The organism is Pseudomonas sp. MDT1-17, from assembly GCF_054898105.1.
The window spans coordinates 5241166-5260695 of sequence record NZ_JBUBVM010000001.1; the positions used below are offsets into that span (position 1 = coordinate 5241166).

Below are 19530 nucleotides of genomic sequence, written 5' to 3' on the forward strand. Positions count from 1 at the left end.
TGCAAAAACCGGTCTGTTGGCAATAACAGGCCGGTTTTTTTATGCCTGACAAAAAGTAATCAACAGTATTCAAGGCCGTATTGATTTGTTCTAAGAAAATGCCATCGACCTGTCAGATATGACAGGTCACAGCAACAACCACGCCTGATAAGTTGAGCGCACTGGTTGCACTCTCTGTCATGGCGGATACCCCGATGGCCACGGAACAACAAGGCACGCTCGAAATCAACGCACCGTCCCTGCCCAAAGGGGGCGGCGCCATCCAGAGCATCGGCAAAGGCTGGGGCGCTGTGGGCACCAGCGGGGCGGCGTCGCTGGAGTTGCCGCTGCCGATCAGCAACGCGCCCAATCGCGGCATGGCGCCTGCACTGGGTCTGGGTTATAGCAGCGATGTGGGCAACAGCCCGTTCGGCATCGGCTGGAGGATGACCACCCATGCCATCACCCTGCGCACCACCAAGGGTGTGCCGACGTATGACGGCAGTGACGCTGTGGTCGGCCCAAACGGTGACGTGTGGATGCCCGAGAAAGATGACGATGGCAAGATCATCTTCAGACTGGTGCTTGAATACAACGACGTCAAAGAACTGGGCGAGCATCGCGTCGTGCGTTATTGGCCGCGGGTCGAGGGCGCCTTCGACTTGATCGAACACTGGACCAAAACTGCCGATCTGGAGGTTCCGGAAGATCCGGAAGAATCCGTCGACCCGACAAAAAATCCGGCGGGATTCTGGTTGATCCACGGCACCGACGGCAGCCTGCACTGCTACGGCAAAACCGATGCTTCGCGCCGGGCAGATCCAAATGACAAGACCCGTACCCACGTCGGCGTCTGGTTGATCAATGAAAGCCTCAACCTGCGTGGCGAACATGTGGCGTATGAGTACAAGGCTGAAGCCGAAGCGCCGCAAGGCCCCCAATTTCGCGACTACCGCGCACAGCGTTACCTGCACCGGGTCTTGTATGGCAATGCCGAGGCGTCCATTGATTTGTATTCATGGGGTGTCGATGGCTGGCAGGAGGTGCAATGGCATTTCCACCTGCTATTCGACTACGGCGAACGCAGCGCCGACCTGATGCAAGTCCCAACGTATCTGCCGGTCAACGACTGGCAAATACGCACCGATCCCTTCTGGAACTACGCCTACGGTTTTGAACTGGGCACCCGCCACCTGTGCCGGCAGGTACTGATGTTTCATCAGTTTGTCGATGAGCTGGGCGACGAACCGGTGTTGGTCCAGCGCCTGTTACTCGAACACCGCCAGAGTCCTCTCGGTTACAACCATCTGACCGCCGCCCACATCCAGGCTTTTGACAATCAAGGGCAGATGGAAAGTCGCCCGCCCATGGAGTTCGTCTATAACCCCTTTGAACTCGATCCGAAGCGCAAGGATTATACCGAGCTTCCAGACATGCCCGGCCTCAATGACGGGCAACGTTATCAGCTGGTGGACTTGTATGGCGAAGGAATGCCCGGCGTGCTGTTTCGCAGTGACAATGCCTGGTATTACCGCGAGCCCCTGCGCGCCGAGACCGGCGATGACGCGGTGCGTTACGGCGATTGGGCGCAATTGCCTCACATTCCGGTGGCCGATAGCAGCAAACCGATTCGCCAGTCCCTCAGTGACCTGACCGGCGATGGCAAGCTCGACTGGGTGATCGCCCAACCCGGCATGTCTGGTTTTTTCACCCTGAATCCCGACCGCACCTGGTCGAACTTCGTGGCATACGCAGCCTTTCCCACGGAGTTTTTTCATCCCATGGCGCAATTGGCAGATCTGGTGGGCGACGGCCTGACCGATCTGGCTCTGATCGGCCCTCGTAGCGTGCGCCTGTACGCCAGCCGTCGAGAAGCCGGGTTCGCCAACGGCACCGACGTACGCCACGATGACGATTCACTGCCGTTACTGAGCAATTCCCAGACCGAAGTGGTGGCGTTCAGCGATGTGCTTGGGAGCGGTCAGCAGCACTTGATCCGCATCCGTCACAACGAGGTCAAATGCTGGCCGAACCTGGGTCATGGGCGATTCGGCAAAGGCTTCGTGCTGTGCGCCCTGCCCTTCGACTACGCCGAGTTCGACGCCTCGCGGGTGCAACTGGCGGACCTCGACGGCTCGGGGGCCGTTGACCTCATTTATCTGCAGTCCGACCATTTTCGGGTGTTCATGAACAACAGTGGCAACGGTTTCGATCAGTGGGTCGACATGCCGTGGCCCAAGGGCGTGCGTTACGACCGCCTCTGCCAGGTCAGCATCGCCGACCTGCAAGGGTTGGGTTGCTCCAGCCTGATTCTGACCGTGCCACACATGGCACCCAGGCACTGGCGCTACGATTTCGTCAAGGCCAAGCCTTATCTGGTGAATGCCACCAACAACAACATGGGCACCGCCACCGGCGTGGCCTATCGCAGCTCGGCCCAGGAATGGCTGGATGAAAAGACCGCGTTGATCGCGGCTGGCAAAGCCCCTGTGTCGCACCTGCCGTTCGCCATGCACCTGGTCAGCCAGCAGACCCAGCTCGATGAAATCACCGGCAATCGACTGACCCAGTGCTTCACCTATCGCCAAGGCTTTTACGACAGTATCGAGCGTGAGTTCCGCGGCTTCGGCCTGCTGCTGCAAACCGACACCGAAGCCTCGGACGTCGAACGGAAAAGTGTTGGCTTCACCGCACCGATCCTCAGCAAAACCTGGTTTCACACGGGCAAAGCCGTGGACATGCGTGAGGACGATCACTACGCAGGTGACCCCGAGGCTGTGGATCTGCGCGAAACCCTGCTGCACGAATACCACCTCAATGACGCGGCCGGTCGGTCTGCCGTCCCCGATGAATCACTGGCCCGCGAAATGGCCCGAGCCCTTAGTGGTTCAGTGCTGCGAACCGAGGTCTTTGCCGCCGACGATGATCCAGACATCGCCGTGCCCTACACGGTGGCAGAGAACCGTTTTCTGATCCGTGAATTGAGGCCCAAAGGTGACCATCAGCCGTATGCCGTACTGCAACCGCTGGCATTGGAAAGCATCGCCTATCAGTACGAACCCGAACTTGCCGACGACCCGATGATCCAGCACACGATCAATCTGGAATGGGACAAATACGGCGGGCTGACCCACAGTTTTGTCGTGCATTACGCCCGTCGTAAAAAGCCTGCGGACACCCCGCCTTTTGTCGTTGGCGAGGGGGGTGACGAGAGCGATGAGGCCTATGAAAACAAGTGGTGGCTGGATGCCCACGACGAACAACAGCAAAAATACTACGTAACCCAGAGCAAGGCCGAGTCTTACCACCTGGAAAAATTTGATGGCTGGCGCCTGGGCCTGCCTTGGCGCCAACGCAGCAACGCTTTGGCTCTGGAAACGACCGAACTCGAACCTGTAGACATTCACTACGACAACTTCAGGGAATTGAGCGACGACGAGGGCCCCTGGGCAGCCAAGGCGGTGCTGACCGGCCTGGTATTACAGCGCTACCAGGATCCAGCCACCGGTGAATTACTCGACCCGGATCCGGCAGAAAAAGCGATCATCTTCCAAGCCCTGCCCGACTATCAGGAAACCGCCGAACTGGATGCCACCGCCTTGAATGCCTACGACAAGCTTCAGGACGAAGACGGCAACATGCCGTTCAACCTCAAGGAAAAACTCCTGTCGCCCGAGGTGGGTTACCACATCATGGAGTGGTTCTTGCCTGATTCCAAAGCAGGCGAGCCCGAGGATCCGACCGATGCCAAGAGCTACTTATGGTCGGTACGCAAAGGCTTCCCCACCTACCACAAGCTGGCGGGATTCTATAACGTTGAAAAATTCCAGCAGACCAAAAGTCACGGCATCACTACGGTCGCTTACGACAAACACTGGTGCCTGAGCACTGCCGTTACATTGCCGGACGGTTGCACCACGCAAACCCTCGACATCGATTACCGGACGTTCTTGCCCGCAGGCATTGAAGATCCCAACCGCAATATCCAGGAAGCCCGTTACAACGCATTCGGCGAAGTGTTGGTGACCAGCTTTCATGGCACCGAATTGGGCGTCGAGGTGGGTTTCGAGCCGCTTGCCGAGTACCAGCCACCGACTGACCCGAGCCCGGACACTGCCATCGCCGCGCCCAAGGACGCTATCGGCGACTACGCCACGGCGACTTTCTCCGCCCCTTTCAGCTGGATGGGCCAAGTCCCCAAAACTGCTTTGGAACCCTGGCTGGCCTGGGCTCGCACCGAAGGCTTTGTGCTGCCCGGCGGCCACCTTTGCGCCCGCGCCCGTTTGCACCTCGAAAACCTGGAAACGCCTTCGCCGGATGAACAACTGCTTCAGCAATACATCGACGAGGCCCATCGAGAACCGGTGCATGTCGCGACCTTGCAGGCCGACCGTTACCCCGGCGACCCCGAACTGCAAATCCGTGTGGCCATCGCCTGTTGGGATGGCTTCGGCCGAACCCTGCAAACCAAGCAGGAGGTCGAGCCGGGCATGGCCTGGGTGGCGAACGACAAGGGCGAACTGGAACTCGACGAAGACGGATACCCCAAGGAAGCACACGCGACGCGGCGCTGGCGGGTCAGCGAACGGGTCGAGTACAACAACAAGGGTGAAACGGTGCGAATCTATCGACCGTATTTCGCCAATGTGTACCGCTACATCAACGATGAGGCGATCCGCGAATCCGGGTACCACGATCAACAGTTCTACGATGCCGCCGGCCGGCCGACGCACACCGTACTCGCGAAAAAAATGCCGCAAGGAGAACACTCCGAACTCAAACCATTGTGTCGGGAACAACGCTACCGCTGCTGGTACACCATCGCCTTCGATGAAAACGACTTGTTTGACCCGCCACCCGCGCAGCCGCGGAAAAAATGGACCGTGGAATGAACAGTATCCATCGCCAGACCCCTACCCTGAACGTCAACGACAGCCGTGGTCTGCCGGTGCGCCAAGTCGCCTATCTGCGCACGGTCGCCGGCGAAGCGGTGGAAACGCTGATCACTCTCCTGCAGCACGATGCTGCCGGACATTTGGTGGCACAGCGTGATCCACGCCTGCCCACACCGAACATCACCAGCCTTTACGACCTGTACGGTGAGCCGCTCCTCGTTGATAGCGTTGACGCCGGCTGGCGCCTGAACTTGCCGGGGGTGGCCGGGCAAGCGCTGGAGCGCTGGGACGCGCGTGGGAGTCATTGGCGCACCACCTACGACGATCAACTACGCGTAGTGGCGGTCGAGGAAAATGCTCAGCCGGACATCGAAACCTTTACCTACGCCAATGCCTCGGCCGACGCGGGGCACAACCTGCGCGGCCAATTGCTCGAGCAAAAGGATCCGTCGGGCAGCTTGCGCCTGGACAGCTATGGCTTGCTCGGTTCGCCGTTGCGCGAAACCCGTACCTTCCACGATGGCAAGGCGTTTCCCGGCAGCCGCACCTACAACGCCCTTGGCGCGGTACTGGAACAGATCGATGCCGGCGCTCACCGACAACAGACGCGCTACGACCTCGCCGGACAACTCAATCAAGCGCAGCTGCAACTCCAGGGGCAAACCGACTGGCAGCCGGTGTTGGTGGACGCGCAGTACAACGCCGCTGGGCAGATCATTGAACAACGTGCAGGCAACAATGTGCTCAGCCGCTGGAGCTACGACCCGGCCGACGGGCGCCTGTCCACGCAACACAGCCAAAAAAACGCCGAGGCGGCGCTGCAAAGCTTTGAATATTTTTACGACCGTGTCGGCAACATCACCCGCATTCTCGACCACACCTTCACGCCTGTGTTTTTCGCCAACCAGCGGGTCGACGGCCACCGCGACTTCACCTACGACTCGCTGTACCGGCTGACCAGCGCCAGCGGCTACGACGATGCCCCACCCTCAGACATTCCGGGCCTGCCACAGCCGACCGACCCCAACGACCGGCGCAACTACACGCAAACCAACGGATACGATCACGGCGGCAACCTGATCGAGCTTCGCCATGCGCGCGAAGGCGCCAGCCATACTCGCCAGATGCTCATCGACCCGGCCAGTAACCGTGGCGTGCGCTGGAAACCCGGCGATCCCGAGCCGCAGTTCGACAGATTGTTCGACCGCCATGGCAACCTGCTGGCCTTGCAACTGGGGCAAGACTTGCACTGGAACGCTCGCGATCAACTGGAGTGGGTGACCCTGGTCGAACGCGACGGTAGTGACAACGACGAAGAGCATTACCGCTACAGCCAGGGCGAACGGGTCTACAAACGCAACGAAACCCACACCACGAAAATCAGCCATTTTCATGAAGTGCGCTATCTGCCAGGACTGGAAGTCCGCACCCGCGACAACGGCGAAGAACTGCACGTCATCACCCTCGCCGGCGCCCGTTGTCTGCATTGGGTGACGGGTAAACCGGCCGGGATCGTCAACGATCAATTGCGCTACACCCTGGACGACCACCTGGGCTCCTGCGTGATGGAGCTGGATCAACAGGCGCAACTGATCAGCCACGAAGGTTATTACCCGTTCGGCGCCACTGCGTGGATGGCGGCGCGCTCGTTGATTGAGGTGAATTACAAGTTCATCCGCTACTCGGGCAAGGAGATGGATGTCAGCGGGTTGTACTACTACGGTGCCCGCTACTACGCGCCATGGTTGCAACGCTGGATCAGCGCCGATCCGGCGGGGGATGTCGATGGGCTGAATCTGTATGCATTTGTGGGTAATAACCCGATTGTCTTCACCGATTCCAACGGTCAGTCTCTGGATCATTTCCTCAACGGTTTTCTTGAATCCCCCCAGCAACGGGTGGAGAGAAAAGCGCAAAGCGGCGCTAAACAACAAGCAAGAAGAGCCCGATCCGTTTTGAACCAAGCGGTTTACAAACATACAAAAGTGGTTGGACTCTCGGCACGCAGAGCCAAGGACGCCCAAGGACAGATTCTCAACCATCGTTCGGCATCGGCTTTGGGTTCCTCCGTCGCCATCAGAACAGCGGCACATGTTGGTGGCCAGGCTATTTCCTACGCGGCCGGAATCGGGATAGGCATTGGAACAACTGCCCTGGCGGCAGCAACCGGCCCGGTAGGCGTCGCAGTAGGTTTCGCAGCTGGGATGGCGACAAAAAAAGCCGTGAGTTTCGGTCTGGACTGGGCGTCGGAGCGAGCGGGGCTGAGTGCATCGGTCAAATTGAAATCAGCGAAGCTCGACCCTCAAAGAATCTTGAACAGAGGTGAATACAAGACCATGGACCTGGTTCCTTATGCCAGTGCCAAAGTCCAAGGTCTCGTGAAAGGGGTCATGGACATGAACCAAAAAGGCCTATTAAAAGGCGGCAAGGAAGGTGGGAACATGGCCGCTTCCGTAACCCTGAAAACCACGGGTACGCCGCTCGCCAGTGAAATAAGTGGCGTAATATCCGCCCTCACGGGTGTGCCTGAGATCGTACATGAAGTGACGGGGGCCTCGGCCGACCTCACTCCAGAGAAGATTGCAAAGCTGGACTCGAACATCAACGGCCTGATCGGCATATTGCAAGACAGTATGAAAAACGTTGAAGGGCTATTCGCAGCCAATGGAACCGATGCAATCAATACGTTCAGCGTCATTCCAAGCAAACTTCATACTGCGTCCGGAGATACGGTTGCGAGTCTTGCTCAAATGACCAACAGCACCATCCATGAACTCAGGTATACCCAGACACTGCTGCACTCTCGGTCGTCCAAAGTCACGGCTGTTTGAAAAGAGGTCACTGTCGCAACGGTAACGGGCGCGGGCGGCATGCTATGGTGCGCGCCCGTACCTCTTCCTGTTTCCTCCAGCATGCTGCCGACTTCTCGTACGTTGCGTTTGTCGCTTTATACCTTGTTGATCGTCGCCGGCGCCGCGCTGGCAGCCGGTTTCGCCATGCGTCACGCCGAACGCCAGGCGCTGGTCGAAGACGCCGCGCGTGCCAATCAGCAATTGACGCTGTACGCCACTTCCCTGCACACCCTGATCGACCGTTATCGCGCCCTGCCCGCCGTGCTGGCGCTGGACCCGGAGTTGCGTTCGGCGCTCGCCAGTCCAGTCCGGACCGAACAGCAAGCGGCGCTCAATCTGAAGCTGGAAAAGATCAACGGCGCGGCGCAGTCCTCGACCCTGGAACTGCTCGATCACACCGGCCTTGCCGTCGCGGCGAGCAACTGGCGTCTGCCCAGCAGCTATGTCGGGCACAATTATGGCTTTCGCCCCTACTTCAGCCAGACCCGCACCCAGGGCACCGGGCGCTTTTATGCCGTCGGCGTGACCAGCGGGATTCCCGGTTACTTCCTGTCCAGCGCGGTCACCGATGACAACGGCCAGTTCCTCGGCGCGATGGTGGTGAAACTCGAGTTCCCGGAACTGGAACGCGAATGGCGTCAGGGCAGCGACACACTGCTGGTCAGCGATGCACGCGGGATTATCTTCATCGCCAACCAGCCGGGCTGGCGCTATCGCTTGTTGAAACCGCTGAGTGACAGCGATCACGCCGAACTCAAGGCTACCCGCCAATACGACAAACAACCGCTGACACCGCTCGAGTATCAATCGGTTCGGCGCTTCGACGACAACAGTGATCTGACGCGGGTCGTGGGGCCTGACGGGACCGCGAATTACCTGTGGGAATCGCTGCCGCTGAGCACTGAAGGCTGGACGTTGCATCTGCTGCGTCGCCCGCAAGTCGCGTTCGAAGACAGTCGAAATGCCGGGCTCGCCGCTGCCGGGCTGTGGCTGGCAGTGGTGTTCCTGTTGCTGTTTCTCAATCAGCGCTGGCGTTTGGCCAAGCTGCGCCAGCGCAGTCGCGAAGAGCTCGAACAACTGGTGGAAGAACGCACGCGCGACCTGCGCACCGCTCAGGACGGTCTGGTGCAATCGGCCAAGCTCGCCGCACTCGGCCAGATGTCTGCCGCGCTGGCCCATGAAATCAATCAGCCGTTGACCGCCCAGCGCATGCAGCTTGCTACGTTGAGGCTGTTGCTCGATCACGGCCGGGTCGACGACGCCTACAAGGCGCTCAAACCGGTGGATGAGATGCTGACGCGCATGGCCGCCCTCACCGGCCACCTGAAAACCTTCGCCCGTAAAAGCCCCAGCGGTTTACGCGAACGCCTGGACCTGGCGGCGGTGGTCGACCAATCGTTGCAGCTGCTCGACACCAGGTTGCGCGATGAACAGGTCAGCACGGTGCTGCACCTGACGCGCCCGGCGTGGGTGCGTGGCGATGCGATTCGTCTGGAACAGGTGCTGATCAATTTGCTGCGCAACGCCCTGGACGCCCTGCAGGACAAGCCCTGCAAACGCCTGGAAATCCGTCTCGAAGCCGACGAGCAACTCTGGCGCCTGACGGTCACCGACAACGGTGGCGGCATTGCCGAAGAGCACTTGGCGAACGTGTTTGATCCTTTCTTCACCACTAAACCGGTGGGTGATGGCCTGGGCCTCGGGCTGGCCGTATCCTTTGCCATCGTTCATGAATCGGGCGGACGCCTGAGCGCCGACAATCATGCAAACGGCGCGGTGTTCACCGTGACATTGCCCATCGACCTGGAGACGACTGGCTCATGCTGAATTCCGTGATGGTGGTCGACGACGAAAGCAGTATTCGCAGCGCCGTCGAACAATGGCTGAGCCTGTCGGGGTTCGAGGTGCAGTTGTTCAGCCGCGCCGATGAATGCCTGGCGCAGCTGCCCAGGCATTTTCCCGGGGTGATCCTCAGCGACGTGCGCATGCCTGGCATGACCGGCCTGGAACTGCTGGCCGAGGTTCAGCGCCGCGATGCCGACTTGCCGGTGATTCTGCTGACCGGTCACGGCGATGTGCCGATGGCCGTCGAAGCCATGCGCGATGGCGCCTACGATTTCCTTGAAAAACCGTTCAGCCCCGAAACCCTGCTCGGCAGTCTGCGCCGAGCGCTGGACAAGCGGCGGCTGGTGCTGGAAAACCGCGCCCTGCACGAGCAGGCGGATAACCGCGCCAAACTCGATGCGACGTTGCTGGGCGTTTCCCGTGGTTTTCAGACGCTGCGTCGGCAAGTGCTGGACCTGGCGACGCTGCCGGTCAATGTGTTGATTCGCGGTGAAACCGGCAGCGGCAAGGAGCTGGTTGCCCGTTGCCTGCACGACTTCGGTCCGCGTGCCGACAAACCGTTTGTGGCGCTGAACTGCGCGGCGATTCCCGAGCAGTTGTTCGAGGCCGAGCTGTTTGGCCACGAGAGCGGCGCGTTCACCGGCGCGTCGGGCAAACGCATCGGCAAGCTCGAATATGCCGATGGCGGCACGCTGTTTCTCGATGAAATCGAAAGCATGCCGCTGGCCCAGCAGGTGAAATTGCTCCGGGTGTTGCAGGAGCAGAAGCTGGAGCGGTTGGGCTCGAATCAAAGCATCCGCGTGGATCTGCGAATCATCGCCGCGACCAAACCCGACTTGCTGGACGAAGCCCGGGCCGGACGCTTTCGCGAGGATCTGGCCTATCGGTTGAACGTGGCCGAGTTGCGGCTGCCGCCATTGCGCGAACGGCGTGAAGACATTCCGTTGTTGTTCGAGTCGTTTGCGCAGAACGCCGCCGAGCGTTTGGGGCGCAGTTTTCCACCGCTGAGTGGTCCGCAGTTAAGCCATCTGCTGAGCCACGACTGGCCGGGTAATGTGCGCGAACTGGCGAACGTTGCCGAACGTCAGGTGTTGGGACTGGGCGAGCCGGAACCAATGGGCATTGATCCCGGGCAGTCGCTGGCGGCGCAAGCTGAAGCGTTCGAAGCGCATTGCCTGCGCGCGGCGTTGACCCGGCATAAGGGCGATGTGAAAGCGGTGTTGGAGGAGCTGCAACTGCCGCGCCGGACCTTTAATGAAAAGATGCAGCGGCATGGGTTGAGTCGGGAGATGTTCCTGTAGCGCCTGAGCGGGCCTCATCGCGAGCAGGCTCGCTCCCACATTTGAACTGTGTACACCGGCTCCTTGTGGGAGCGAGCCTGCTCGCGATGATGCCGGCACAGGCAACGCACCTCATGACCTATAAGCAATTTTCCGCTCACACCCAATCCAGCATAAGCGGATTTCCGCTCACTCAAACGTCAAAACCCCTCTAAACCGCCCCTCCCTCCGTTGGCACACCTCCTGCTATAGCCCAAGCAGGCTGCGTTTCAACGCGCTCCACAAAAACAATTAAATGAAGGATCCGTCATGGATAACTCACAAACCCTGCCTCTTGGGTCGGCAGCTTCGCCTGCCAAAGAACGAACCACTGCCAGTCGCATCAAGTCGATCTTCAGCGGCTCCGTCGGCAACATGGTCGAGTGGTACGACTGGTACGTCTACGCCGCGTTCTCCCTGTACTTCGCCAAATCCTTTTTCCCCGCGGGGTCCTCAACCGCGCAGCTGATGAATACCGCTGCGATCTTCGCCGTGGGCTTCCTGATGCGCCCGATCGGTGGCTGGCTGATGGGCCTCTACGCGGACCGCGCCGGTCGCAAGAAAGCGCTGATGGCTTCGGTGTACCTGATGTGTTTCGGCTCGCTGCTGATCGCCCTGAGCCCGGGTTATGAAACCATTGGCATCGGCGCACCGATCCTGCTGATTTTCGCCCGTTTGCTGCAAGGCCTGTCGGTCGGTGGCGAGTACGGCACCTCGGCGACGTACCTCAGCGAGATGGCGACCAAGGAACGTCGCGGTTTTTACTCCAGCTTCCAGTACGTGACGTTGATCTCCGGTCAGCTCATCGCCCTGGCAGTGTTGATCGTGCTGCAACAAACCCTGACCACCGAAGAGCTGTACGCCTGGGGCTGGCGCATCCCGTTCGCCATCGGCGCGCTGTGTGCCGTGGTCGCGCTGTACCTGCGTCGCGGCATGGAAGAAACCGAGTCGTTCACCAAGAAAGAGAAGGCCAAGGAAAGCGCGATGCGCACCTTGATGCGTCACCCGAAGGAACTGATGACCGTGGTCGGCCTGACCATGGGCGGTACGCTGGCGTTCTACACCTACACCACGTACATGCAGAAATACCTGGTGAACACCGTCGGCATGAGCATCTCCGACTCCACCACTATTTCGGCGGCGACGCTGTTCCTGTTCATGTGCCTGCAACCGATCATTGGCGGGCTCTCGGATAAAGTCGGTCGCCGACCAATCCTGATTGCCTTCGGTGTTCTCGGGACGCTGTTCACCGTGCCGATCCTGACCACCCTGCACACCATCCAGACGTGGTGGGGCGCGTTCTTCCTGATCATGGCGGCGCTGATCATCGTCAGCGGCTACACCTCGATCAACGCGGTGGTCAAAGCCGAACTGTTCCCGACCGAGATTCGTGCACTGGGCGTTGGTTTGCCATATGCGCTGACCGTGTCGATCTTCGGCGGCACCGCTGAATACATCGCGCTGTGGTTCAAGAGCATCGGCATGGAAACCGGGTACTACTGGTATGTGACTGCGTGCATCGCCGTGTCGCTGCTGGTGTACATCACCATGAAAGACACCCGCAAGCATTCGCGGATCGAGACGGACTAAGTCCGCAATCGACACAAAAAAGGGGCAGACCTGGCAAAGGTCTGCCCCTTTTCATTGGCGCTGGAAATAACCCGTCAGCCCTTGCACTATGGCCGTCTTCGCTACGAACCGAATTCAGGAACCCGTGCTATGCCCGACGACATCCACTTCTACGAACCCGCCAACGGCCACGGTCTGCCGCATGACCCGTTCAACGCCATCGTCGGTCCGCGTCCCATTGGCTGGATTTCCTCTCAGGATGCCAATGGCCGCCTGAACCTGGCGCCTTACAGCTTCTTCAACGCCTTCAACTACATTCCGCCGATCATTGGTTTTTCCAGTGTCGGGCGCAAAGACAGCCTGAACAACATCGAACAGACCGGCGAGTTCGCCTGGAACCTGGCGACCCGTCCGCTGGCCGAGCAGATGAACCAGAGCTGTGCCATGGTCGCGCCTGAGGTCAACGAGTTCGAACTGTCCGGGCTGACGCCGGTAGCGTCGAAAATCATTCAGGTGCCGCGCGTTGCGCAGAGCCCGGTGTCCTTTGAGTGCAAGGTCACGCAGATCATTCAGTTGCAGCGGGCGGACGGCGAAGTGGTGCCGAGTTGGCTGATTCTCGGCGAAGTGGTTGCCGTGCATATCGCCAAGTGGCTATTGAAGGACGGCGTGTACGACACCGCCGCAGCAGAACCGATTCTGCGCGGCGGCGGGCCAGCGGATTATTTCCAGCTGGGGCCAGAGGCGTTGTTCAAGATGTACCGCCCTGGGGCGAAAAGATAATTACCAGATCAGGTCGCCGTCTTCGCTGACGTCTTTGAGGCGAGTAAGCTCCAGCGCGGCGGCTTCATCGGCCTCGCGGGCTGTTTTGAAGGTCTGTTCTTCGAGCAGCTTGTGAAAGCGCGGCGCCCCCGACCCACCGATGGCTTTGGTGGCGATTGCAGCGTGATAGCCGCCTTCACGGGGTACTACGGCAGAGACGGCTTCGAAGGTTTCAAAGGCTTTGCGTGCCATGTCGCGGATCCTGGCTAGTTGAGAGTTGAGCCATTAAACCCTCAACCCGCCATTTTGTGTACCCACGACTGGGACTGACCCAGCGCCTGGTCGGCCGACACGTCCTTGAAGGTATGAAAATCCAGGCTATTGACCACCAGTTCCTGGATCAACTCGGCAAAAATATCCATTGCCGGGGTGCTGAAGTAAGCGGTCATTGCCTGTTGATTGATCCAGAAACCGGACACCAGCCACAACTCGGGATCGCATTGCGAATGCTGCAGGGCAAAGCTCAAGCAACCCGGTGCGCTGCGCGACGGCTCGATCAAAGCGCTGAGGCGCGCACCGAGCTCCGCTGAACGCCCGGCGCGGGCACGGACAAAGGCCATATGACTGACGGGGATCTGCGTAGACATGTTCAACCCTCCCAGGTACTCGAGTGGCAGCCGTGGGACGGGCTGCGACAGGATCCAAGGTTAAGCGCCCGGACGCCGCGCCGTTAGTCGATTCCTGCCGGCTTGTTGCACAATCCTGCGAGGCTGCATTCCGCACCTGTAACAACGTGTGATTCCTGTCACAGGACTGAAACACGATTTTCAAGCAAGTTTCCCCGACCATAAGCTGCCAAAACAGCGCAACGCTTCGACCCCGTGCAGAATCAGGCAAGCTTTTGGCAGGATGTGTCTACCGCGTTGTCTTGCACAAACTTAAGCTCGGCTCATTATCAACGCCTCACCGAGGATGCCCAGCATGTCGTCGCTCGATCACTTTCAAGCCCCGCTGGACGCCGACATGGAGAAACAGCGCACGGAACTGGCCGCCATCATCCGCCGCAACACTCAGGAGGATGGCAGTTATGCCACTGCGGTCGGCTCGCTGTTCATGTCGCGCCACAGCCAATCTCATAACTTCGCCTCCGTACTTGCCCAACCGGCCTTGTGCATCATGGCTTAGGGGCGCAAAGAGGTCAGGCTGGCGGATGAATACTTCAATTACGACCCGCTGAATTACCTGGTGGTCTCGGTCTCGATGCCGCTGAGCGGGCGTGTGGTGAACGTCTCGCCCGAGGAACCGATCCTCGCCGTGCGGCTGGACATCGACCCGGCGGAAATCACAGCGCTGATTGCCGACGCCGGTCCATTGGGCGTACCAACCCGCCCCACCGGCCGCGGCCTGTATGTCGAACAAATCGACACCGCCATGCTCGACGCCGTGCTGCGTCTGGCCCGGTTGATCGAGACCCCGAAAGACATCGCCATGCTCGCGCCGCTGATTCGTCGGGAGATTCTCTATCGGTTGTTGCGCAGCAAACAGGGGCATCGACTGTATGAAATCGCCATCGCCAACAGCCAGAGCCATCGCATCAGCCAGGCAATCAAATGGCTCAACGGCAACTATGAACAGCCGCTGCGCATCGATGATCTGGCGAAGGAAGTGAACTTGAGCGTGTCGACGTTGCATCACCGGTTCAAGGCGATGACGGCGATGAGTCCGTTGCAGTATCAGAAGCAGTTGCGCCTGCAAGAAGCGCGGCGGTTGATGCTGGCGGAAGGGTTGGAGGCGTCGGCGGCGGGGTATCGGGTGGGGTATGAAAGTCCGTCGCAATTCAGCCGGGAGTACAGCCGATTGTTTGGGGCGCCGCCGTTAAGGGATTTGGCGCGGTTGCGGTTGACGGTCTAGCTGAGATCTATGTTGATTGTGCTGGCCTCTTCGCGAGCAAGCCCGCTCCCACAGGGGGCTGGTGTACACCGATCCATTGTGGGAGCGGGCTTGCTCGCGAAGAGGCCAGTCAGTCCAACATCAAATCTGGATCAGGCGCTCAGTACGCGACACGCCTCAGCCGGCAAGGTCACCGACACCGGATTGCCAATGCTCAACCCAAACCCCTGACACGGCGTACTCAACGCCGTAAACGAAACCCCGGAACACTCAACGGTGGTTTCAATCGTCGCGCCAATATCACGCACGAACGTCACCTTACCGAGCAACCGATTCCCCGCCGTCGCCTGCGGATGCGACAGTTGCAGGTCTTCAGGGCGAATCAGCATTTTGACTTTCTCCCCCACCACGATGCTGCTGCAGATCGGTACTTCCAGCGCATCGCCACCCGGCAAGCCAATCTTGCCGTTGCCCAGCGCGGTGGCCGGGAAGATATTCCCAGAGCCAATGAAGTCCGCGACGAATTCGTTGGCCGGGTGACGATAAATCTCAATCGGCGTGCCCACTTGCTGCACCCGATGCTCACCCAGCACCACCACGATATCGGCCATGGTCATGGCTTCACGCTGGTCGTGGGTCACCAGGATGGTGGTGATGTTCAAGCGTTGTTGCAGCTGACGGATTTCCACCTGCATCGACTCACGCAGCTTGGCGTCCAGTGCCGACAGCGGTTCATCCAGAAGCAGAATTTTCGGGTGGTTGGCAATCGCCCGGGCAATCGCCACGCGCTGGCGTTGACCGCCGGAGAGTTTTGCCACCGGGCGATCAATCATTTCCTGCAGTTGAATCAGCTCAAGCAACTCCACCACTCGCGCCTGCTGATCGGCCTTGCTGACGCCACGCAGTTTAAGCGGATAGGCGATGTTCTCCCCCACCGTCATGTGCGGGAACAGCGCCAGCGATTGAAACACCATGCCGAAATTACGTTGATGCGCCGGGGTGTGGCCGATGTCTTCACCGTCCAGGCGAATCTCGCCGCCGCTCAGGGTTTCGAGCCCTGCGATCATTCGCAGCAACGTAGTTTTGCCGCAGCCCGAAGGGCCGAGAAAACACACCAGTTTGCCCTCGGGCAAATGCAGGTTTACATCTTTTACCGCGCAGGCCGAGCCGTAATGTTTCTCGACGTTTTCCAGAATCAGACCAGTCATGTTGCACCTCAAGAATCAGAACGAAACGCCACCTTCACCGACCAGCTTCTCCAACGCCCAAATCAGGACGAAGTCGATCAGCACGATCAGCACGGCAAACGAGAAAACGGTGGGGTCGAGCGAAGACACGGTGCGGCTGTACATCCAGATCGGCACGGTCATGACGTCGATGGTGTAGAGGAAATAGGTCACGGTGAATTCGTTGAACGAAACGATGAACGCCAGCAGCATGCCCGCCAGAATCCCCGACTTCATCAGCGGAACTACCACATCGATAATCGCCCGGGTCGGCGAAGCACCGAGCATCTGCGCGGCCTCTTCGACTTCACTGCCGATGGAAAGCATCGCTGCGGTGCAGTTCTTCACCACGAACGGTAACGCCAGAATCACGTGAGCAATCACCAGCCGTGAGGTGGTCATCTGGAACGGCAGGCTGTCGAACACCAGCAGCAACGCCAGGCCCAACACCACCATCGGAAACACCAACGGCAGCGACATCAATTGCAGCGCCACGGCTTTGCCGCGGAACTCGCAACGGGTCAGCGCATAGGCCGCCGGCACCGCAATGATTGTCGCGAACACCATGGTCAGGCACGCGACCATCAGGCTGGTGGTCATGGCTTGGCCGAGGCTCAGCACATCGCTGGAGTCCGGCGAGACAAAGGTGTGCCAGGCGGCCTTGTACCATTGCAGGCTGTAGCTGCTCGGCGGGAAGTCGAGGTTCGACGCACCGCTGAACGACATCACGATCATGGTCAGGATCGGCAACACCGCCAGCAGCAGGATGAAGCCCGACAGGATGCCGGCAAACTTGCCAGTCTCGCCCGGCAGCAGCCCATAACGTTTCTTGATCACAGAGCTCATTGCGAAGCCTCCAGCATGCGCCGACGACGGCCAGTGATGTATTCGGACAAGGTCATGATTGCAAGCGTGGTGACAATCAACACCACACCGGCAGCGGAGGCGGCGGGCCAGTTCATCAGCGGGGCGATCTGGTCATGGACCATCACGGCCAGCATCGGCACGCGTCGGCCACCGAGCAGCAAAGGCACCACAAAGCTGCTGGCGTTGTAGGCGAACACCAACGTCGCGCCAGTGATGATCCCCGGCATACTCATCGGCAGCACCACTTGGCGGAACACCTGCAAACGGCTGGCGCCCAGGGTGGCGGCGGCTTCTTCGTAGGTACGGGCGACGCCGCGCATGGCGCTGGCAATCGGCAGCACGGCCAACGGGAACGCGGTTTGCACCAGGCCCATCAGTACACCGTTCTGGTTGTAGAGCAGCATGATCGGTCGCTTGATCAGGCCCAGGCCCATCAGCGCCTGATTGAGCATCCCGCCCGGGCCGAGAATCACCAGCCAGCCGTAGCTTTGCAGCAGCAGGTTGACCAGCAATGGCAGCAGCACCGCCGCGAGGAAGATCCGTCGCACGAAGGGTGAGGTCAGCCGCGACATGGTGTAGGCCACCGGAATCGCCAGCACCACCGCGATCACCGCGCTGATCAGCGCCAGACGCAGGGTCAGCAGCAAGGATTTGAGGTAATACGGTTCCAGCAATTGGGCGTAACTGGCCAGGCTGAACCCGGTCCATTCCGCGCCTTTGGTGCCGACGCTCATGCGCAGTACCAAGAGGCTGGCGGCAATCAATACGCCCAGAAACAGCATCGACGGCGAGAGGAAAAACCAGGCACGCGTCGTCGGCGAAACACCCCGATTGGCGCGCACTGCAGCGGCGGCGACCGGATGAGTCAGAGGTTGGTGTTCCATAGCAAGGGTCTCGTCAATGGAAGATCAGAAATACTCGCGCGCCCGGCCCCCTGTAGGAGCTGCCGAAGGCTGCGATCTTTTGATCTTTTCAGAGCCACCGAAGAGCAGGATCAAAAGATCGCAGCCTCCGGCAGCTCCTACGGATCAGGAAGAAAAGATTTCCGTGTAACGACGAATCCATTGGTCATGCACGGAGGCCAGGAAGGCGTTGTCGTGCATGATCGCTTTCTCGGCAATCTGCTCCGGCGTGAGGATGTACGGGCTCTTGCGCGCTTCGGCAGAGATGATCGCCTTGGCGTTGACTGGACCGTTGTAGATGTCCTCAGCCATCTTGCCCTGCACCAGTGGGTCCAGAGAGTGGTTGATGAAGGCGTAGACCAGGTCGGTGTCACCCGGACGATTCTTCGGCATGACCGAGAGCATCAGGTCGGTGTAGAAACCTTCCTTCATGCCGAACGTGGCGCCCAGACCGTAGGCTGGATCGCGGATCTGTTTCGGGAAAAACGCCGGTGCGTACAAGCCACCCATGTCCAGGGAACCGGTGCGGAACAGTTCGGCGATCTGGTTCGGGTTTTCACCCAAGGTCACTACACGGTCCTTGAGCTCGGCGAGCTTCTTGAAGCCCGGTTCGATGTTGTGCTCGTCACCACCGGCCAGTTTGGCGGCGATGATGATCAGGTCCATGGCCTCGGTCCAGTTCGGCGGCGGCAGGAAGATGTTCGGCGACAGGTCGGCGTCCCACAGGGCGGCGTAGCTGTCCGGCGCTTCTTTAACGGTGCGGGTGCTATAGACCAGGCTGTTGCACCAAAGCAGGTAACCGATGCCGTGACCATTGGCGCCGGTGCGGTATTTTTCCGGCACATCGACCAGGTTGGGAATACGGTTGAGGTCAGGTTTTTCCAGCAGCCCGGCAGCAGCCAGGCCTTCGGCGCCGACGCCGGCCAGAGTGATGATGTCGTACTGCGGACGATCACCGGCTGCCTTGAGTTTGGCAACCATTTCCGAGGTACTGCCGGTGCGGTCAGCGATGACCTTGCAGCCGTACTTGTCCTCGAAGGTTGCCGCGATATTGCGCAGTGCCGCGAGGCCGGTGTCATCCGACCAGGTCAGCAAACGCAGAGTCTTGCCCTGGAATCGGGTATCGCTGGCATTGGCCTTGACGAAGGGCAAGCTCATGGCCGCCGCAGCTACCGACGCCACGCCCACGGTTTTAATGAATTGACGTCTGTTTAGATCATGCTCGCCCATGAAGGACTCCCTTTGTTTTTGTAAGTATGAGGTTGGTCGCAACCCTTGCATCCGCGCGGTCGGATCTGCTTAAAGCCCCCGGTTTCAAAGGGCAAGAGCGGCGCCGACAGCTTCATCCTGAGGTCGTGCAAAACACCTGACTATCGATAAAAATTCATTGAAGCCATGACGTCCGCGCATGCCTCATCACGAGGCAT

The 19530-nt window shown here is 59.7% G+C and carries 12 protein-coding genes and 1 pseudogene; 7 read left to right on the plus strand and 6 right to left on the minus strand.

Features of this window, described 5'->3' with window-relative positions; all coding sequences use genetic code 11:
- Positions 1-194: 194 nt before the first annotated feature.
- From ACYZTX_RS24345 to ACYZTX_RS24370, 6 genes are all read left to right on the plus strand, one after another.
- Positions 195-4871 (plus strand): SpvB/TcaC N-terminal domain-containing protein, encoded by a 4677-nt coding sequence (locus tag ACYZTX_RS24345; protein ID WP_462036175.1) that lies wholly within the window; start codon positions 195-197, stop codon positions 4869-4871.
- Positions 4868-7705 carry an RHS repeat-associated core domain-containing protein gene (locus ACYZTX_RS24350; RefSeq protein ID WP_462036176.1) on the plus strand — a complete coding sequence of 946 codons (2838 nt, stop codon included), beginning with the start codon at positions 4868-4870 and terminating at the stop codon, positions 7703-7705. Before ACYZTX_RS24345 ends, ACYZTX_RS24350 begins: the two co-directional genes overlap by 4 nt.
- A gap of 81 nt (positions 7706-7786) precedes the next feature.
- Positions 7787-9553 carry a sensor histidine kinase gene (locus ACYZTX_RS24355; protein ID WP_462036177.1) on the plus strand — a complete coding sequence of 589 codons (1767 nt, stop codon included), beginning with the start codon at positions 7787-7789 and terminating at the stop codon, positions 9551-9553.
- Positions 9547-10872 carry a sigma-54-dependent transcriptional regulator gene (locus ACYZTX_RS24360; protein WP_462036178.1) on the plus strand — a complete coding sequence of 442 codons (1326 nt, stop codon included), beginning with the start codon at positions 9547-9549 and terminating at the stop codon, positions 10870-10872. The genes ACYZTX_RS24355 and ACYZTX_RS24360 overlap by 7 nt, the downstream gene beginning before the upstream one ends.
- Positions 10873-11160: 288 nt before the next feature.
- Positions 11161-12480, plus strand: coding sequence for an MFS transporter (locus ACYZTX_RS24365; RefSeq protein ID WP_462036179.1), 1320 nt, complete (start codon positions 11161-11163; stop codon positions 12478-12480).
- A 129-nt stretch (positions 12481-12609) separates the two neighbouring features.
- The gene (locus tag ACYZTX_RS24370; protein WP_462036180.1) at positions 12610-13239 is read left to right on the plus strand and encodes a flavin reductase family protein; all 630 of its coding nucleotides are present in this window, start codon (positions 12610-12612) and stop codon (positions 13237-13239) included.
- Here the strand turns inward: ACYZTX_RS24370 and ACYZTX_RS24375 are convergent, their stop codons facing one another.
- Positions 13240-13470 carry a hypothetical protein gene (locus tag ACYZTX_RS24375; protein WP_123368237.1) on the minus strand — a complete coding sequence of 77 codons (231 nt, stop codon included), beginning with the start codon at positions 13468-13470 and terminating at the stop codon, positions 13240-13242. It abuts the gene before it with no gap.
- A 41-nt stretch (positions 13471-13511) separates the two neighbouring features.
- Positions 13512-13865 (minus strand): putative quinol monooxygenase, encoded by a 354-nt coding sequence (locus tag ACYZTX_RS24380; protein WP_462036181.1) that lies wholly within the window; start codon positions 13863-13865, stop codon positions 13512-13514.
- A 334-nt stretch (positions 13866-14199) separates the two neighbouring features.
- On the opposite strand from ACYZTX_RS24380, the pseudogene ACYZTX_RS24385 reads away from it, so the two are divergent.
- Positions 14200-15129, plus strand: a pseudogene (locus ACYZTX_RS24385) (AraC family transcriptional regulator).
- A gap of 131 nt (positions 15130-15260) precedes the next feature.
- On the opposite strand, the gene ACYZTX_RS24390 reads toward ACYZTX_RS24385, so the two are convergent.
- The 4 genes from ACYZTX_RS24390 to ACYZTX_RS24405 all read right to left on the minus strand — a co-directional run bounded on the left by ACYZTX_RS24390 (position 15261) and on the right by ACYZTX_RS24405 (position 19333).
- Positions 15261-16316, minus strand: a complete 1056-nt coding sequence (locus ACYZTX_RS24390; protein WP_462036182.1) for an ABC transporter ATP-binding protein — start codon at positions 16314-16316, stop codon at positions 15261-15263.
- A gap of 15 nt (positions 16317-16331) precedes the next feature.
- Positions 16332-17180, minus strand: coding sequence for an ABC transporter permease (locus tag ACYZTX_RS24395; protein ID WP_462036183.1), 849 nt, complete (start codon positions 17178-17180; stop codon positions 16332-16334).
- Positions 17177-18085: an ABC transporter permease gene (locus ACYZTX_RS24400; protein WP_462036184.1), complete on the minus strand. Its 909-nt coding sequence runs from the start codon at positions 18083-18085 to the stop codon at positions 17177-17179. Before ACYZTX_RS24400 ends, ACYZTX_RS24395 begins: the two co-directional genes overlap by 4 nt.
- A gap of 144 nt (positions 18086-18229) precedes the next feature.
- Positions 18230-19333 carry an ABC transporter substrate-binding protein gene (locus ACYZTX_RS24405; RefSeq protein WP_462036185.1) on the minus strand — a complete coding sequence of 368 codons (1104 nt, stop codon included), beginning with the start codon at positions 19331-19333 and terminating at the stop codon, positions 18230-18232.
- Between the last annotated feature and the right edge of the window lie 197 nt (positions 19334-19530).

Bases quoted from the DNA above. Each gene is read 5' to 3' on its own strand.
- ACYZTX_RS24345 (WP_462036175.1), top strand. From the start codon at position 195: ATGGCCACGGAACAACAAGGCACGCTCGAAATCAACGCACCGTCCCTG.
- ACYZTX_RS24350 (WP_462036176.1), top strand. From the start codon at position 4,868: ATGAACAGTATCCATCGCCAGACCCCTACCCTGAACGTCAACGACAGC.
- ACYZTX_RS24355 (WP_462036177.1), top strand. From the start codon at position 7,787: ATGCTGCCGACTTCTCGTACGTTGCGTTTGTCGCTTTATACCTTGTTG.
- ACYZTX_RS24360 (WP_462036178.1), top strand. From the start codon at position 9,547: ATGCTGAATTCCGTGATGGTGGTCGACGACGAAAGCAGTATTCGCAGC.
- ACYZTX_RS24365 (WP_462036179.1), top strand. From the start codon at position 11,161: ATGGATAACTCACAAACCCTGCCTCTTGGGTCGGCAGCTTCGCCTGCC.
- ACYZTX_RS24370 (WP_462036180.1), top strand. From the start codon at position 12,610: ATGCCCGACGACATCCACTTCTACGAACCCGCCAACGGCCACGGTCTG.
- ACYZTX_RS24375 (WP_123368237.1), bottom strand. From the start codon at position 13,470: ATGGCACGCAAAGCCTTTGAAACCTTCGAAGCCGTCTCTGCCGTAGTA.
- ACYZTX_RS24380 (WP_462036181.1), bottom strand. From the start codon at position 13,865: ATGTCTACGCAGATCCCCGTCAGTCATATGGCCTTTGTCCGTGCCCGC.
- ACYZTX_RS24390 (WP_462036182.1), bottom strand. From the start codon at position 16,316: ATGACTGGTCTGATTCTGGAAAACGTCGAGAAACATTACGGCTCGGCC.
- ACYZTX_RS24395 (WP_462036183.1), bottom strand. From the start codon at position 17,180: ATGAGCTCTGTGATCAAGAAACGTTATGGGCTGCTGCCGGGCGAGACT.
- ACYZTX_RS24400 (WP_462036184.1), bottom strand. From the start codon at position 18,085: ATGGAACACCAACCTCTGACTCATCCGGTCGCCGCCGCTGCAGTGCGC.
- ACYZTX_RS24405 (WP_462036185.1), bottom strand. From the start codon at position 19,333: ATGGGCGAGCATGATCTAAACAGACGTCAATTCATTAAAACCGTGGGC.